This is a genomic window from Synechococcus sp. BMK-MC-1, assembly GCF_014279955.1.
Lineage (GTDB): Bacteria > Cyanobacteriota > Cyanobacteriia > PCC-6307 > Cyanobiaceae > Synechococcus_C.
This window is the reverse complement of sequence record NZ_CP047939.1, coordinates 40223-53916: the sequence shown is the minus strand read 5'-3', so window position 1 is coordinate 53916 and position 13694 is coordinate 40223. Positions and strand designations below refer to the sequence as shown.

The 13694-nt window shown below is 61.8% G+C and carries 17 protein-coding genes and 1 tRNA gene; 9 read left to right on the top strand and 9 right to left on the bottom strand.

Translation table 11 applies throughout. The features are described from left to right. Window positions 1–22: 22 nt before the first annotated feature. Both rplT and SynBMKMC1_RS00285 read left to right on the top strand, forming a co-directional pair. Window positions 23–370: a 50S ribosomal protein L20 gene (gene rplT, locus SynBMKMC1_RS00290; RefSeq protein ID WP_011931992.1), complete on the top strand. Its 348-nt coding sequence runs from the start codon at window positions 23–25 to the stop codon at window positions 368–370. Window positions 371–404: 34 nt separating this feature from the next. Further along, window positions 405–998: a hypothetical protein gene (locus SynBMKMC1_RS00285; protein ID WP_186472283.1), complete on the top strand. Its 594-nt coding sequence runs from the start codon at window positions 405–407 to the stop codon at window positions 996–998. Here the strand turns inward: SynBMKMC1_RS00285 and SynBMKMC1_RS00280 are convergent. Beyond that, window positions 966–1475, bottom strand: coding sequence for a hypothetical protein (locus tag SynBMKMC1_RS00280; RefSeq protein ID WP_186472282.1), 510 nt, complete (start codon window positions 1473–1475; stop codon window positions 966–968). The two genes, SynBMKMC1_RS00285 and SynBMKMC1_RS00280, sit on opposite strands and share 33 nt — an antisense overlap. A 107-nt stretch (window positions 1476–1582) precedes the next feature. Between SynBMKMC1_RS00280 and SynBMKMC1_RS00275 the strand changes: the two genes are divergently transcribed. The 4 genes from SynBMKMC1_RS00275 (at window position 1583) to SynBMKMC1_RS00260 (ending at window position 5077) form a co-directional block, all read left to right on the top strand. Further along, window positions 1583–2395: a thiazole synthase gene (locus SynBMKMC1_RS00275; RefSeq protein WP_186472281.1), complete on the top strand. Its 813-nt coding sequence runs from the start codon at window positions 1583–1585 to the stop codon at window positions 2393–2395. 100 nt (window positions 2396–2495) lie between these two features. Further along, window positions 2496–2663 carry a photosystem II assembly protein Psb34 gene (psb34, locus tag SynBMKMC1_RS00270; protein WP_011931988.1) on the top strand — a complete coding sequence of 56 codons (168 nt, stop codon included), beginning with the start codon at window positions 2496–2498 and terminating at the stop codon, window positions 2661–2663. Between the two features lie 58 nt (window positions 2664–2721). Further along, window positions 2722–3915: an NAD-dependent epimerase/dehydratase family protein gene (locus tag SynBMKMC1_RS00265; RefSeq protein WP_186472280.1), complete on the top strand. Its 1194-nt coding sequence runs from the start codon at window positions 2722–2724 to the stop codon at window positions 3913–3915. 13 nt (window positions 3916–3928) lie between these two features. Then, window positions 3929–5077 carry a glycosyltransferase family 1 protein gene (locus tag SynBMKMC1_RS00260; protein ID WP_186472279.1) on the top strand — a complete coding sequence of 383 codons (1149 nt, stop codon included), beginning with the start codon at window positions 3929–3931 and terminating at the stop codon, window positions 5075–5077. Between the two features lie 9 nt (window positions 5078–5086). On the opposite strand, the gene mrdA is transcribed toward SynBMKMC1_RS00260, so the two are convergent. The 5 genes from mrdA to cbiD all read right to left on the bottom strand — a co-directional run bounded on the left by mrdA (window position 5087) and on the right by cbiD (window position 10752). Next, window positions 5087–6901 (bottom strand): penicillin-binding protein 2, encoded by a 1815-nt coding sequence (gene mrdA, locus SynBMKMC1_RS00255; RefSeq protein WP_186472278.1) that lies wholly within the window; start codon window positions 6899–6901, stop codon window positions 5087–5089. Window positions 6902–6905: 4 nt separating this feature from the next. Beyond that, window positions 6906–7283: a hypothetical protein gene (locus SynBMKMC1_RS00250; RefSeq protein WP_186472277.1), complete on the bottom strand. Its 378-nt coding sequence runs from the start codon at window positions 7281–7283 to the stop codon at window positions 6906–6908. Between the two features lie 18 nt (window positions 7284–7301). Continuing rightward, the gene (locus tag SynBMKMC1_RS00245; protein WP_041428720.1) at window positions 7302–7913 is read right to left on the bottom strand and encodes a hypothetical protein; all 612 of its coding nucleotides are present in this window, start codon (window positions 7911–7913) and stop codon (window positions 7302–7304) included. A gap of 63 nt (window positions 7914–7976) precedes the next feature. Further along, window positions 7977–9563, bottom strand: coding sequence for a glutamine-hydrolyzing GMP synthase (guaA, locus tag SynBMKMC1_RS00240; RefSeq protein WP_186472276.1), 1587 nt, complete (start codon window positions 9561–9563; stop codon window positions 7977–7979). Between the two features lie 46 nt (window positions 9564–9609). Further along, the gene (gene cbiD / locus SynBMKMC1_RS00235) at window positions 9610–10752 is read right to left on the bottom strand and encodes a cobalt-precorrin-5B (C(1))-methyltransferase CbiD (RefSeq protein WP_186473257.1); all 1143 of its coding nucleotides are present in this window, start codon (window positions 10750–10752) and stop codon (window positions 9610–9612) included. Window positions 10753–10807: 55 nt separating this feature from the next. Here cbiD and SynBMKMC1_RS00230 point away from each other — a divergent pair, with 55 nt between their 5' ends. Then, complete coding sequence (locus SynBMKMC1_RS00230) at window positions 10808–11959, top strand: alanine--glyoxylate aminotransferase family protein (RefSeq protein ID WP_186472275.1); 1152 nt, start codon at window positions 10808–10810, stop codon at window positions 11957–11959. 59 nt (window positions 11960–12018) lie between these two features. Further along, window positions 12019–12090 (top strand) — tRNA-Gly (locus SynBMKMC1_RS00225). Between the two features lie 23 nt (window positions 12091–12113). Here the strand turns inward: SynBMKMC1_RS00225 and SynBMKMC1_RS00220 are convergent. The 3 genes from SynBMKMC1_RS00220 to SynBMKMC1_RS00210 form a co-directional block, all read right to left on the bottom strand. Beyond that, window positions 12114–12362, bottom strand: a complete 249-nt coding sequence (locus tag SynBMKMC1_RS00220) for a hypothetical protein (RefSeq protein ID WP_186473505.1) — start codon at window positions 12360–12362, stop codon at window positions 12114–12116. 122 nt (window positions 12363–12484) lie between these two features. After that, window positions 12485–12730 (bottom strand): hypothetical protein, encoded by a 246-nt coding sequence (locus SynBMKMC1_RS00215; RefSeq protein WP_255486235.1) that lies wholly within the window; start codon window positions 12728–12730, stop codon window positions 12485–12487. Window positions 12731–12768: 38 nt separating this feature from the next. Next, complete coding sequence (locus SynBMKMC1_RS00210) at window positions 12769–13038, bottom strand: hypothetical protein (protein ID WP_011931977.1); 270 nt, start codon at window positions 13036–13038, stop codon at window positions 12769–12771. Window positions 13039–13170: 132 nt separating this feature from the next. Here SynBMKMC1_RS00210 and SynBMKMC1_RS00205 point away from each other — a divergent pair, with 132 nt between their 5' ends. Continuing rightward, window positions 13171–13686 (top strand): AbrB family transcriptional regulator, encoded by a 516-nt coding sequence (locus tag SynBMKMC1_RS00205; RefSeq protein ID WP_186473256.1) that lies wholly within the window; start codon window positions 13171–13173, stop codon window positions 13684–13686. Window positions 13687–13694: the final 8 nt, after the last annotated feature.

Genomic DNA, 13694 nt, shown 5'->3' with positions numbered 1-13694 from the left:
TTTTTAATCACCCACCAAATTCATGGCACGCGTCAAGAGAGGCAATGTCGCCCGCAAGCGCCGCAACAAAATTCTCCGCTTAGCTCGCGGATTCCGTGGCAGCAACGGAACCCTGTTCCGCACCGCTAACCAGCGGGTGATGAAGGCCCTGTGCAATGCCTACCGCGACCGGCGCCGGCGCAAGCGTGATTTCCGCCGTCTGTGGATTGCACGCATCAATGCAGCAGCACGTCTCAACGGCGTGAGCTACAGCCGTCTGATCGGTGGCTTGAAGCAGGCCGACGTGCGCATCAACCGCAAGATGCTGGCGCAATTGGCTGTGGCTGATCCTTCTAGCTTCACAACTGTGGTGAATGCCACGCAGGGTTGAGTAGCGTCCCGCCTCGGGACCCTCTCTTCCCTCCATGGAATCGCTCCTCCCGCAGACTTATCTGCTGGGCCTCATCGGCCTGCTCGCAATCGTCGCTGTTGTCGTTGGTCGACAACTCCTGCGCGTCCGCCGCGATGAACAAAACCTCATCCGTCTCGAGCAGGCGGATGCGGCCGGATCCCGCGACGCCGGTGATCTCTATGAGCTGGCCTCCGTTCAGCTGCGCAAGCGTCTGTATCCCCAAGCCACGGCAACCCTGAGGCAAGCCGTGAAACGGCTCGGAAACGAACCGCAGGAAGCGCGCGCACTGATCCAGAACGCTCTGGGCTTTTCGCTGGCTGCCCAGAAGGATTTCTCAACAGCGATCCGGCATTACAAATTGGCCCTGCAGGCCAAAGCGGAGTATCCCGTTGCTATCAACAACCTCGCTTTTGCCGAGGAACGGTTGCTCAATCGTGATGAAGCCTGCGAGCTGTACCGCAAGGTTCTCAACCTCGAACCCGACAATCCAACCGCCAAAAAACGCCTCAAACGCCTCGAGCGGGCTGCCAAGCGTCAAGCCAGCAGCCGCTCAGACGCAACCCCAACGAACGAATCACCAGAGAGCGCGGACGGGAAGGGGTTCTGAACGGGAGCAACTGGGAGCCAAGCTCAGGCTGCCTCCCAGGTTGGTGAGTCGGGGTGCCTGCCAGCTGGACAGGCTCAATCCCTGCAGTCCGAGAAAATCACCACCGGCCTCAAGATCATCGGCCAGCTCACCGGCCAGAGGAAGCAGGTCGAGCTGATCGGATGTGGCATTGAGGTTGCCCTGCACGGGAGTGCTCACACCGGCGATCTCCATATCACCCCGGAGGTTCACCATCTGACCGATCGGTTCCACGCTCGCCAGGGTGAGCTTCACCTCTACAGTGCTGCCGGACGTAAACGACTTGTAGCTGCCGCACCATTGCCGGGGCATCGAGGCAGCCAGATCAGCCGCACGCAGCACCGGATCGAATTGTTGAACCATTCCGTCCAACACCAGGGGCTCCTCCAGAACGGAGCTGTCCAGGGGCAGAGACGGTTCGAAAGTCGCCGGAATCTCAATCGGCGCGTTCATGTCCATGGTGACAGACGTGACGAGAACGGATGATGGGACGCACGGTAGTGCCCCTCAGCGGTGCGCGTCCGTTTTCCGATCCGGTTCCCTAACCAGTCCCTCCGTTCCTTTTCATGGATTCGACCCCGACCAGCACCGACACGCTTGTGATCGGTGGCCGCCAGTTCCGCAGCAGGCTGTTCACCGGCACGGGAAAGTATCCGAATCTGGCGGTGATGCAACAGAGCCTGGAGCGTTCCGACTGCGACATGGTGACCGTGGCGGTGCGCAGGGTGCAAACGGGGGCGGCCGGGCACGCCGGACTGATGGAAGCGATCGACTGGACAAAGATCTGGATGCTTCCCAACACCGCTGGCTGCACCACGGCAGAGGAAGCGATCCGGGTGGCGCGTTTGGGTCGGGAACTGGCCCGGCTGGCCGGCCAGGAGAACAACACGTTCGTGAAGCTGGAAGTGATTCCCGACAGCCGTCACCTGTTGCCAGACCCCTTCGGAACGCTGGAAGCGGCTGAACAGCTGGTGAAGGAGGGCTTCACGGTGCTGCCGTACATCAATGCGGATCCCTTGCTGGCCAAACGCCTCGAAGAGGTGGGATGCGCCACGGTGATGCCCCTGGGATCCCCGATCGGGTCTGGGCAGGGGTTGCGCAACGCCTCCAACATCGCCCTGATCATCGAAAACGCTTCGGTGCCCGTGGTGGTGGATGCAGGCATCGGCGTGCCCAGCGAAGCATCGGCTGCCCTGGAAATGGGAGCAGACGCCGTTCTGGTGAACAGTGCCATCGCCCTGGCTGGCAACCCACCGCTGATGGCCGAAGCGATGGCCTCCGCCGTGCGGGCGGGGCGCCAGGCCTTCCAAGCGGGCCGGCTGCCCACCCGTGCTCAGGCCTCACCCAGCTCACCCACCACCGGCAAGGTCAACGACTGAGGTGTCTGTAACGACAGATCAAGTCCCATGAAGCTGCATTGAGGATTCAGGCCCCTGCCCGATCAGCTCCATAAGGTCCGAACCAATTGAGGAGGAACCCATGCAGGTCACCCAGGAGGACGGAGGCCGTTTGAACGCTTTCGCAAAAGAGCCTCGCATGGAGGTGCTGAGCAAGGAAGCCAGCCACAGCAATGGCTCCCGACTGATCCTGATGGGCGGCTCCCTGCTTGTGATCGCCCTGATGGCTTTCACGGTGGCGATCAGCTGAAAAGCCTGTAGTAGCTTGCCCCAGATTGGCGGCTTGCACGCTTCAGCAGGAGTTTGAGGTGAAAGTTCTCGTTCTCGGTGGTGACGGCTTCTGCGGCTGGCCCTGTGCCGTGAATCTCGCTGATCAGGGCCATGACGTGTTGATCGTGGACAACCTGAGTCGGCGCAAGATCGATGTCGACCTTGAGGTGGAGTCACTCACCCCGATCACCTCGATTGGCGAGCGACTCAAGGCCTGGGAGGAGATCGGTGGCAAACCCATGCGCTTCGTGCCCATGGACATCGCCCACGAATATCAGCGGCTGCTGGATCTGCTGATCGAGGAAAAGCCCGACTCCGTGGTGCACTTCGCCGAACAGCGCGCTGCTCCCTATTCGATGAAGAGCAGCGCCACCAAGCGCTACACCGTCGACAACAACGTCAACGGCACCCACAACCTGCTCGCCGCGATCGTGGAAAGCGGCCAGGACATCCATGTGGTGCACCTCGGCACCATGGGCGTGTACGGCTACGGCTCCCACCGCGGCGCCACGATTCCCGAGGGCTACCTCAAGGTGGAGGTCCCCCAGCCGGACGGCAGCCGTTTCGAGGAGGAGATCCTCCATCCCGCCAGCCCGGGCAGCGTCTATCACATGACCAAGACGCTGGATCAACTGCTGTTCCTCTACTACAACAAGAACGACAAGGTCCGCATCACCGACCTGCACCAGGGGATCGTCTGGGGCACCAACACCGATGCCACCGACCGCGACCCGCGCCTCACCAACCGCTTTGATTACGACGGCGACTACGGCACGGTGCTCAACCGCTTCCTGATGCAAGCGGCCATCGGTTACCCCCTCACCGTGCACGGCACCGGCGGCCAGACCCGCGCCTTCATTCACATCCGCGATTCCGTGAAGTGTGTGCAGCTGGCCTTGGAGAACCCACCAACCCAGGGCGAACGGGTGAAGATCTTCAACCAAATGACCGAAAGTCATCAGGTGGGTGAATTGGCCAAAAAGGTCGCCGCCCTCACCGGTGCGCAGGTCAACAACCTCCCCAACCCCCGCAATGAGGCCGTGGAGAACGACCTGATCGTGGACAACCGCTGCTTCATCGAGCTGGGACTCAATCCCACCACCCTCGATGACGGCCTGCTCAAGGAAGTGGTGGAGATCGCGACGCGCTACGCCGACCGTTGCGATCGCAACCGCATCCTCTGCACCTCCGCCTGGACCAAAACCCAGGCCCAGGCCATCGCCACCGCTTGATCAGGGCACTCCCTTGAAAATCGCCTTCTTCACCGAGACCTTCCTTCCCAAGGTCGATGGCATCGTCACCCGTCTCACCAAAACGGTGAAACACCTGGTGGATGCCGGTGATGAAGTGATCGTGTTTTGTCCGGAGGGTTGTCCCGAGGAGTACATGGGAGCGCGCTTGATCGGCGTTCCAGCCATGCCTCTGCCGCTTTACCCCGAACTCAAGCTGGCGCTGCCACGACCCGCGGTCTCCGAAGCGATCGACAGCTTCCAGCCGGACCTGATCCACGTGGTGAATCCCGCGGTGCTGGGCTTAGGCGGGATCTGGCTGGCCAAAGCCAAATCGATTCCGCTGGTGGCGAGCTACCACACCCATCTGCCCAAATATCTCGAGCACTACGGCATGGGCATGCTCGAGCCCCTGCTCTGGGAACTGCTCAAAGCAGCCCACAACCAGGCGCTGCTCAATCTCTGCACGTCCACCGCCATGGTGCAGGAACTGAGCGACAAGGGAATTCAACACACAGACCTCTGGCAGCGCGGGGTGGACACCGAGCTGTTCCGGCCAGAACTGCGCAGTGCTGAGCTCCGCCAGCGCCTGCTCGGCCGCCATGACGATCGCGGAGCCCTGCTGCTCTACGTCGGCCGTCTCTCCGCTGAGAAGCAGATCGAGCGCATCAAACCAGTGCTCAAGGCCCTCCCCGACGCCCGCCTCGCCCTGGTGGGTGATGGACCGCACCGGCAGCAACTGGAGAAGCACTTCGAGGGCACCGCCACCACGTTCGTGGGCTACCTGGCCGGCGAGGAGCTCGCTGGTGCCTACGCCAGCGGCGACGCCTTCCTCTTCCCCTCCAGCACCGAAACCCTGGGTCTGGTGCTGCTGGAGGCCATGGCTGCCGGTTGCCCGGTGGTGGGGGCCAACCGCGGGGGCATTCCCGACATCATCAGCGACGGGGTGAATGGCTGCCTCTATGAACCCGACGGCGCCGATGGCGGGGCAGCCAGCCTGATCGCAGCCACCCAACGCCTGCTGGGCAACGACGTGGAGCGCCAGGCCTTGCGCAATGCGGCCCGCTCAGAAGCGGAACGCTGGGGATGGGCCGGAGCCACCGAACAGCTGCGCGGGTATTACCGCCAGGTTCTCAAGCAACCTCAGCTGAACGCAGCGGCCTGAATCAGGCGTTCACGAAGGCGACGGGATCGGCTGCGCACGGTTGCGGTTCCACACCTCCATCACTTTCTTGGCCATCGGCAACGCATGCACGGACCCTCCCCCGGGCGTGTTCTGCGCAAAGGCCACGATCACAATCTCTCCCTCGGGATAGGGGGCATAGGTGGCAAACCAGGCATGGTCTGGACCGCCGGTGCTGTCCTCCGCGGTGCCCGTCTTGCCTCCTGCTGGTGGAATGCCCGGCCCGTTGAGGCCAAACCCAGTGCCATCCGACACCACCTTGCGCAGACCTTCTCGGATTTTGGCCAGGGTGGAAGGCTTCATGTCCACCTTGGTGCGACGGGAGGCATCGGTCCAGTCCAGACCCTGATCCGCCAGATGGGGTGTGACCAGCCAGCCACCGTTGGCAAACACCGAATAGGCCCGAGCCAGCTGCAGGGGCGTGATCTGCACCACCGACTGACCGATGGACGCACTGGCCATGTCCTCCGGAATCCATGGGGTTGTTCCCGGTTCCGCCCAGCCGCGACCGGCCGCGGCCCAGTCTTCATCACCCACCAAACCGACACTTTCCTCCCAGCCGATCTCAATCCCTGATTTCTGCCCGAAGCCCAGGGCTGTCGCCGCTTTCTGCAGGGCGCGAGAACCGGCTCCCACCCCCACTTGATAGAAGAAAGTGTTGCTGGAGAAGCGCAACGCATCGGCGTAACCGATGGTGCCGAAACCAGCGCCGTTGTGGTCGGGGAAGCAATGACCGCCGTAGGTGATGCACGCCATGGTGGGCAACTTGGTGTCCGGCGGGAATTTGCCTGACTCCATGGCAGCCATCGCTGTCACCGCCTTCCAGGTGCTGCCGGGGTCGTAAGGATTCATCGCCCGCGAAAGCAAGGGCTTCTTCGGGTTGGAGAACAGCGCGTCGTACTCCTTCTGGGTGGTGACGAGTTTGGAGAAGAAGTTGGGATCGAAGGTGGGTTTGCTCGCCAACGCCAGGATGGCGCCCGTTCTTGGATCCATGGCAACGATGGCGCCCCCAGGCTTGTCCGCCAGGGCCTGCTCGGCCACCTTCTGCAGGTCGAGATCCAGGGTGAGGGTGAGATCCTTGCCCGCCACCGACGGACGGTCACCGAGGTGGCGCTGCACCTCACCCATGGCATTCACCTCGAGCATCTGGCCGCCCCAGGCGCCGCGCAAGTGGGATTCGTAGGCCGCCTCCACACCGATCCGGCCGATCCGATCACGGATCTTGTAGCCCTTCTTGGCCAGCGATTTGTATTCGTCTTCCGTGATCGGCTGGGTGTAACCGAGGGCATGGGCCGCCAGGGTTCCATGGGGATAGGCCCGCAGGATGTCCACATCCACCTGCGCCCCCTTGAGCCCGAGTGCCTGCTCGCGGAAACGCAGCACCTGTTCCGGCTTGAGATCCGTGGCCAGATTGATGCGGTAACCATCCCTGGCAAAGCCGCCACCCCGACGCTGATCCAGCACGTCCGCATCGAGATTCAGCAGCCGAGCCAGGCGATCGCGCAACTCCGGCCACGCCGCGTCATCCACCAGACGCGGCTCCACATACAGCGAGTAGGTGAGCTTGCTGGAGGCCAGCACCCGGCCCTTGCGATCCAACAGCCGACCGCGTGTGGGCGAGCGCGGCACTAGACGAATGCGGTTCTCATCAGCGAGTTGGCGAAAGCGCGGCGCTTCCAGCACCTGGAGCCACACCAGGCGGGACACCATGGCGGTGCTCACCAACAGCACAAAACCCAGCAGCACCAGTGGCTGCTGGCGTAAACCGGCATGACGCTGCCCATCCCCCTGCGCAAAACCGGTCACAGAGTTAATCCCCTGGGGTGATCAGGGCATCAAGCCGCTGCAGGCGCGTCTCAATGCGGTCCAGCACCTCCTGCAGCTCCTTGGGATCGTCCGGGAGCGAAGACGAGGACTGGGGCTCGGCGGGCTCCTCCACCTCCACCTGCACCGACATCACGGGATTCCCAAGGCCCGGACTGATCTGATCCAGTCGCTCTCTCAGCACCCGCGCGGCAGGTTCGCCTTCCTTGCGCAGGTCGGCCAGGGGATCATCCCCCTGGGACAACGACTCAACAACCCGAGCCGGCCCTTCGCTGCGCACCCGATCCACAAAAGCCAGTCCCATGGGCAGCACGTCCTGCATCAAAGTCAGACGCAGCTCATCCAGCGGTTGGCCTTCAGCCATGGATTCCGAACGCCTTACTCAACGAACTCCAGTCTGCTCCGGCGGAAGCACAAGTGTCGGACAGCTGGATCGGGACGACCCCAGGGACCAGCCCGCAACAGCGGAGAGCACCAGCAAAGCCACCATCGGCACCAGGGCCTGATGGGTGGTGTCCAGGGCGATCCATTCGCCCCATCCCCGCCAGAAACGGTTGCGGGCAAAACGCCGCTTCTCCCTGGTTTCCTCCCGGGATCTGCGCCGATAGGACTTCTCAACCCACCGCTCGAAGGAGCGTTTCTTGGTGATGGCCATCTTGCGCTCCACCTCCAGAAGCTGTCCGGAGGTGAGCTCGGGGTGGAAGGTGCTGATCAGCTCAAGGCTTTTGAGAAACATCTCAACGGCCCCATCCTTGATCTCCTGGTCACGCTCATCAAGAAGCGCCCACTCGAGCTCCGGATAGAAGCGCACACGGTTCTGCTGGATCTGCTCTTCGCTGAGCTGGCCGGGTTCCCGCAACCAGCGGTCCGTATTGCTGTCAAACCGTCTCCAATAGAGAAACGGGTTGATGTAAATGGTCTTGCCTGCCAACTGGATGCTGTCCTGCTGCAGACGACGCTGAAGTTGCAGGTCCTGCTGTTGAGCAGCGGTCACAGACTTGAGGCCGGGGGCCAAGAGTATCGGCACTAAGCCTGGCCCACCAGCCCCTGCGCCCCCTTATTCCCACTCAATCGTGCCCGGTGGCTTGCTGGTGATGTCGAGAACCACCCGATTCACGCCCTTCACCTCATTCACGATGCGATTGGAGATGGTCTCCATCAGGTCGTAGGGCAACCGCGACCAGTCCGCCGTCATGCCGTCCTCGCTGGACACACAGCGCAACACGATCGGCCAGGCATAGGTGCGCTTGTCACCCATCACACCCACGGAACGCACGGGCAGCAACACGGCAAACGCCTGCCATATCTCGTGATAGAGCCCCGCCTCTTTCACCTCTTCGCGGACGATCAGATCCGCATCACGCAGGCAGTTGAGTTTCTCGGCCGTCACTTCGCCGAGGATGCGGATGGCCAGACCAGGCCCTGGGAAGGGATGACGCCGGACGATCTCCTCGGGCAAACCGAGCGAGCGACCCACCTTGCGCACTTCGTCTTTGAACAATTTGCGCAAGGGCTCCACCAGCTTGAACTGGAGATCCTTCGGCAAACCACCCACGTTGTGGTGGCTCTTGATCTTCACCGCCACCCGCTCACCGGTTTTGGGGTCCACGTCGGTGCCGGCACTCTCGATCACATCGGGATAGAGCGTTCCCTGGGCCAGGTAATCGAAGGGCCCCAGGCGGCGACTCTCCTCTTCGAACACACGGATGAACTCCGTGCCGATGATTTTGCGCTTCTGCTCTGGATCGGTGATGTCTTTGAGTTTGTCGAGAAAACGCTGGCGAGCATTGATGTATTCAACGTGAATGTTGAACTTGCGATCAAAGAAATCCATGAGGAATTCCGGCTCCCCCTTCCGCATGAATCCCTGGTCGATGAACATGCAGGTGAGCTGATCACCGATGGCCTTCTTCAGCAGAAAGGCCAGGGTGGAGGAGTCGACACCCCCGGACAGAGCCAGCAGCACCCGCTTGTCACCGACCTGGGAGCGCACCTGCTTCACGGCTTCCTCGATGAACGCCGCCGTGGTCCAATCCGGCTCGCAGCCGCAGATGTGATAAACGAAATTGCGGATCATCGCCATTCCGCAGGTGGAATGCACCACCTCGGGGTGGAACTGCACGCCGTAGAGCCTGCGCTGATGATTGGCCACCGCCGCCTCGGGCGTATTGGCGGTATGAGCCAAACGCACAAACCCGTCCGGCAGGGCCTCCACCGAGTCCCCATGGCTCATCCACATCGTGGATCCGTTGTCCACATTCGTGAGCAGATCGGTGGGGTCATCCACCTCAAGCGGTGCCTTGCCGTATTCGGCCTTACCGGTGGCCGCCACCACCCGACCACCCAGCTGCTGCACCATCAGCTGCATGCCGTAGCAAACCCCAAGCACCGGAATCCCCAGGTTCCAGATCTCGGGGTCACACAGGGGTGCATGCTCCGCGTACACGGAACTGGGGCCGCCACTGAGAATGATTCCCTGCGGTGCCATCCGGCGCAAATCCTCGGCCGTGGTGCTGTAACCGAGCACCACCGAGAACACCTCGGTTTCCCGGACCCGCCGGGCGATCAGTTCTGAGTACTGAGAGCCGAAATCAAGAATGACAATGGCCGGCTGACGCTGACCTTCATTCGGAGCCTGTGACATCTCGCCCGTGAGCCGTGGAACGGGTGGCCGCGCAATCAGCGGCCGATCACTCAGCGTAGAGAAGGACCTCACAACGCCTGAGCATCTCCTGCCCACGCGGTCCTGCCCAGCGCAACCGACGTTGCCGATCGAAGAGAGCTGCGCCCACGCCCATGGAGTTGCAGCCGTAGCGGGCCAGGTAGGCCAGGCTTCGCTCTTCCACCGCCGCGGCCATGGCTTGCCATAAGGCCACAGCCTGATCCCGATCCTGATCCGCCAGCCAGTGGTAGGCGTCTTCCAGGGAGGCAGCAGCCATCAAGCCACGCAGGTATTCACCCGGCAAGCCCTGCTTCACCCCTTGGGCCACCAGCACCTCCAAACGCCCATCCGCGAGATGGTGATGGGTGTGGAAGATGCCGCCGGCCAACTTCACCAATTTCCCGTGGTAGCCGAAGAGCAGGAGCTCCTGCACTCCCGCTTCAGCGGCAGCCACCAGCAGAGGACCCATCCAGTTACCGGCCTTCAGCTGAGGCTGATGGGCCGAGAGCTGGAGCGATCGGGCCAAATCAAGACCGTTTTCACCGATCACCAACGTGAGCCGCCCCTGAAAATCGGATGCCCCCGTCAGGGACTGAAGCTGATCCAGCGCGGCCTGGAGCTGATCTGGAGAAGCACTGGCTTGCACCTCAGCCTGGGTGCCGATGAGCGCCAGGCCCTCCACCACACCAAAGGCGGCGTTGCTGGTGCGTTGCGCCAACTGTTGGCCCCGGGGCAGCACCACCTCAAGGTCCAGACCTTGGCCGCTGGGCACGAGGTCGTGGAGATTGCTCTCCAGCAAATCCCTGGCGAAACCAGAGATGCACAGGGAGCCATCGCTCTCAAGGCGACCAACCCCCGCCCCGGCCTTCAACGACAGCCAACCTTGATCGGCAGGACCCCAGCAGGCAAGCACCCAGATCTCCAAACCACGGGTGAGGTCGAGGCCAGGACCGGGATCACACACGCTGACGGCCAAGGCCTGCGCACCATCTCGCACAGAACTCGCCGCCTGAATCGGCACGCTGCGGGGAGCAGCCTCCCCAGGAATCGTCAGGCTGACCCGGTCCGGCGCTGGATGGCCTTGCAGCACCTGGGTGGCAGCACGGGCTGCTGCCGCCACCCACACCGGCAGGGTGAGTCCGGATCCGGAATCAACAACAGGGGCGGCGATAGCGGAGCGAGCAGCAGGTCGTTTTTTAGGATGGAGGATTGGCACTCCAGAGGCCGTGCAGGACAAGCTGACCCTGATGATTCCCGGGCCCACCCCGGTGCCCGAAACGGTGCTGAAGGCCATGGGGCGACACCCGATCGGTCACCGCAGCGGGGAATTCCAGGCCGTGGTGGAGCGCACCAATGCCCAGTTGCGCTGGCTGCATCAGACCAGCAGCGACGTGCTGGTGATCACCGGAAGCGGCACGGCGGCCATGGAAGCCGGCATCATCAACACCCTGAGCCGCGGCGATCGTGTGCTCTGCGGAGACAACGGCAAGTTCGGTGAGCGCTGGGTGAAAGTGGCGCGGGCCTATGGACTTGATGTGGAGGTGATCAAGGCCGAGTGGGGCCAGCCTCTCGACCCTGAAGCCTTCCGCAAGGCTCTCGAGGCTGATAACGACAAAGCCATCAAGGCAGTCATCCTCACGCACTCCGAAACCTCCACCGGAGTGATCAACGATCTGGAAACAATCAGCAGCCACGTGAAGGCCCACGGCGTGGCGCTCACCATCGCTGACTGCGTCACGAGCCTCGGCGCCACCAACGTTCCCATGGATGCCTGGGGCCTCGACGTGGTGGCCTCAGGCTCCCAAAAGGGCTACATGATGCCCCCTGGCCTGAGCTTCGTGGCCATGAGCGATCGGGCCTGGAGCGCCTACGAACGCTCCGACCTTCCCAAGTTCTATTTGGATCTGGGTCCTTATCGAAAAACAGCGGCGAAAAACAGCAACCCATTCACGCCGGCGGTGAATCTCTACTTCGCCCTGGATGCGGCTCTGGAGATGATGCAGGCGGAGGGGCTGGATGCGATCTTCGCCCGGCACGCACGCCATCGCGCTGCAGCCACTGCAGCGATGAAGGCCATCGGTCTGCCGCTTTTCGCGGCGGAAGGCTACGGCAGCCCTGCCATCACCGCTGTGGCACCGGAAGGAATTGATGCTGAACAGCTGCGTAAAACAGTCAAGGAGCGATTCGACATCCTGCTGGCTGGCGGACAGGACCATCTCAAAGGTCAGGTGTTCCGGATCGGCCATCTTGGGTTTGTCTGTGATCGCGATGTGCTCACAGCTGTGGCCGCCATCGAATCGGTGCTGCAGTCTTTGGGTCTGCACAAAGGGACGATGGGCGCTGGGCTCAGCGCAGCTTCTGCAGCACTGAACAGCTGAAAGAAGCACGATTCAGCAAACCTTTCAGCAAGGGCATGAGATAGCATCATGCCCAAAACGCGGGTGTAATTCAGTGGTAGAATGTCAGCTTCCCAAGCTGAACGTCGCCGGTTCGAGTCCGGTCACCCGCTTGCCTAAAACTTTTTAATCGTTTTCAGCTGCGATTGCCCCACGCAGGTACTGAACGCGGCTTGATCAGTTGCATCACTTGCGGGCCCACACTTCCGGCGCGACGCTCCTGATCAAGCGCTTTGAGAATCAATTGAGCAGCTTCTGACGTCTGCCCAGCCTCTGCATTGAGGCGTGCTTGCTCGTAATACTGTTCAGCCAGTTCAAAGCATTGCTCACGCGTAGAACTCGGTGTTGTTGTCTGAGCTGATGACTTCAATGGCGTGGCAACCACGTCTCTACTTTTAACTTACCTGAACTCTATCAACAAAAGATCACAAAGAAAAGCCCAACACAACGCGTCACTGAGTGCTTTGAAGACACACTCAATCGTTCACTGAATGTCAAACCAAGGCGTCAGGTGCCAGGTTCTTCAACGTTGCCGCCCAGCTCAGCAATCTGAGCCCGAAGAAGCTCAGATCGGTTGTCATCACCGCGGGTGATCGCAACGGCAAGAGCGAACTCCAGCTTTTCCAGCTGGTGACCACCTTCAAAAAAGCTGCGACGGTGTCCTGGCATGGGCAGACCTGAGGAGGAACAGCCTGGTCGCGAAACGTTTCCGGAACCGCGGTTACCAGATGTGGAGAGAGTTGTGAGTGCCATGGTTGGCTTTCTTTTTATTTTGCCACCCCTGACCAGCCTCATGCGGCCAGATCCACATCCGGTTCGTCCAGCTGGTGTTCTGAACGACCAAGCAGCTCCTGACACTCGAGCAGCAACTGATCGACACCATCCAGGCGATGCAGCTCTTCAGCCGGCATCGTCTGCGCTTCGCTGCGTTGCTGCTTCATCTGCAGTTCAACACTTTCCAGGCGTTGCTCCAACCTGATCAGGCGTTGAGACAAGGCGTTGAGTGTCTGAGCGACATCCTCAGCCGTTCGGGTGATACGGAAAGACACGGACTGGGTCATCCGGGACAGGATCAGTGATGGGCTGATCACAACACATGCAGCACAGACCCTCAAGTCGGACCCGCAAGTTGTGGATCGGGTGATGCCACTGTGGACAGAGACTGAACAACCACCCGCTGGGAGTTTGTTGTGCTGACTTCTCTGTTGACACTGCTGGTGTACGTGCTGGCAGGCACCGTCTTTGGACTGCTGGCACTGAAAACAGGGCTTCCAGCGGCGCCGCTCGCCGGAGCGCTGATCGGAGCTGCCGTGGTGAGCATGAGCGGACGCGTGGAGGTGGCGGAGTGGCCCAGCGGCACGCGAACGGCGCTGCAGATCGGCATCGGCACGGTGATCGGCACCGGTCTGACACGGGCCTCCCTCGATCAGTTGCAGAACCTCTGGAGACCTGCGGTGCTGATCACGGTGACCCTGGTCCTCACAGGGATTGCGATCGGTCTCTGGACCAGCCGGCTGCTCGGTGTGGATCCCTTGATCACCTTGCTGGGTGCGGCGCCCGGAGGCATCAGCGGCATGAGTCTGGTCGCTGCCGATTACGGCGTTGGTGCGGCGGTGGCAGCTCTGCACGCCGTCCGCTTGGTCACAGTGCTCCTCGTGCTGCCCCTGGTGGTGAAATTGCTGGCCCCCCTTGGCCTCGGCAATTCCTGATCCAGCTC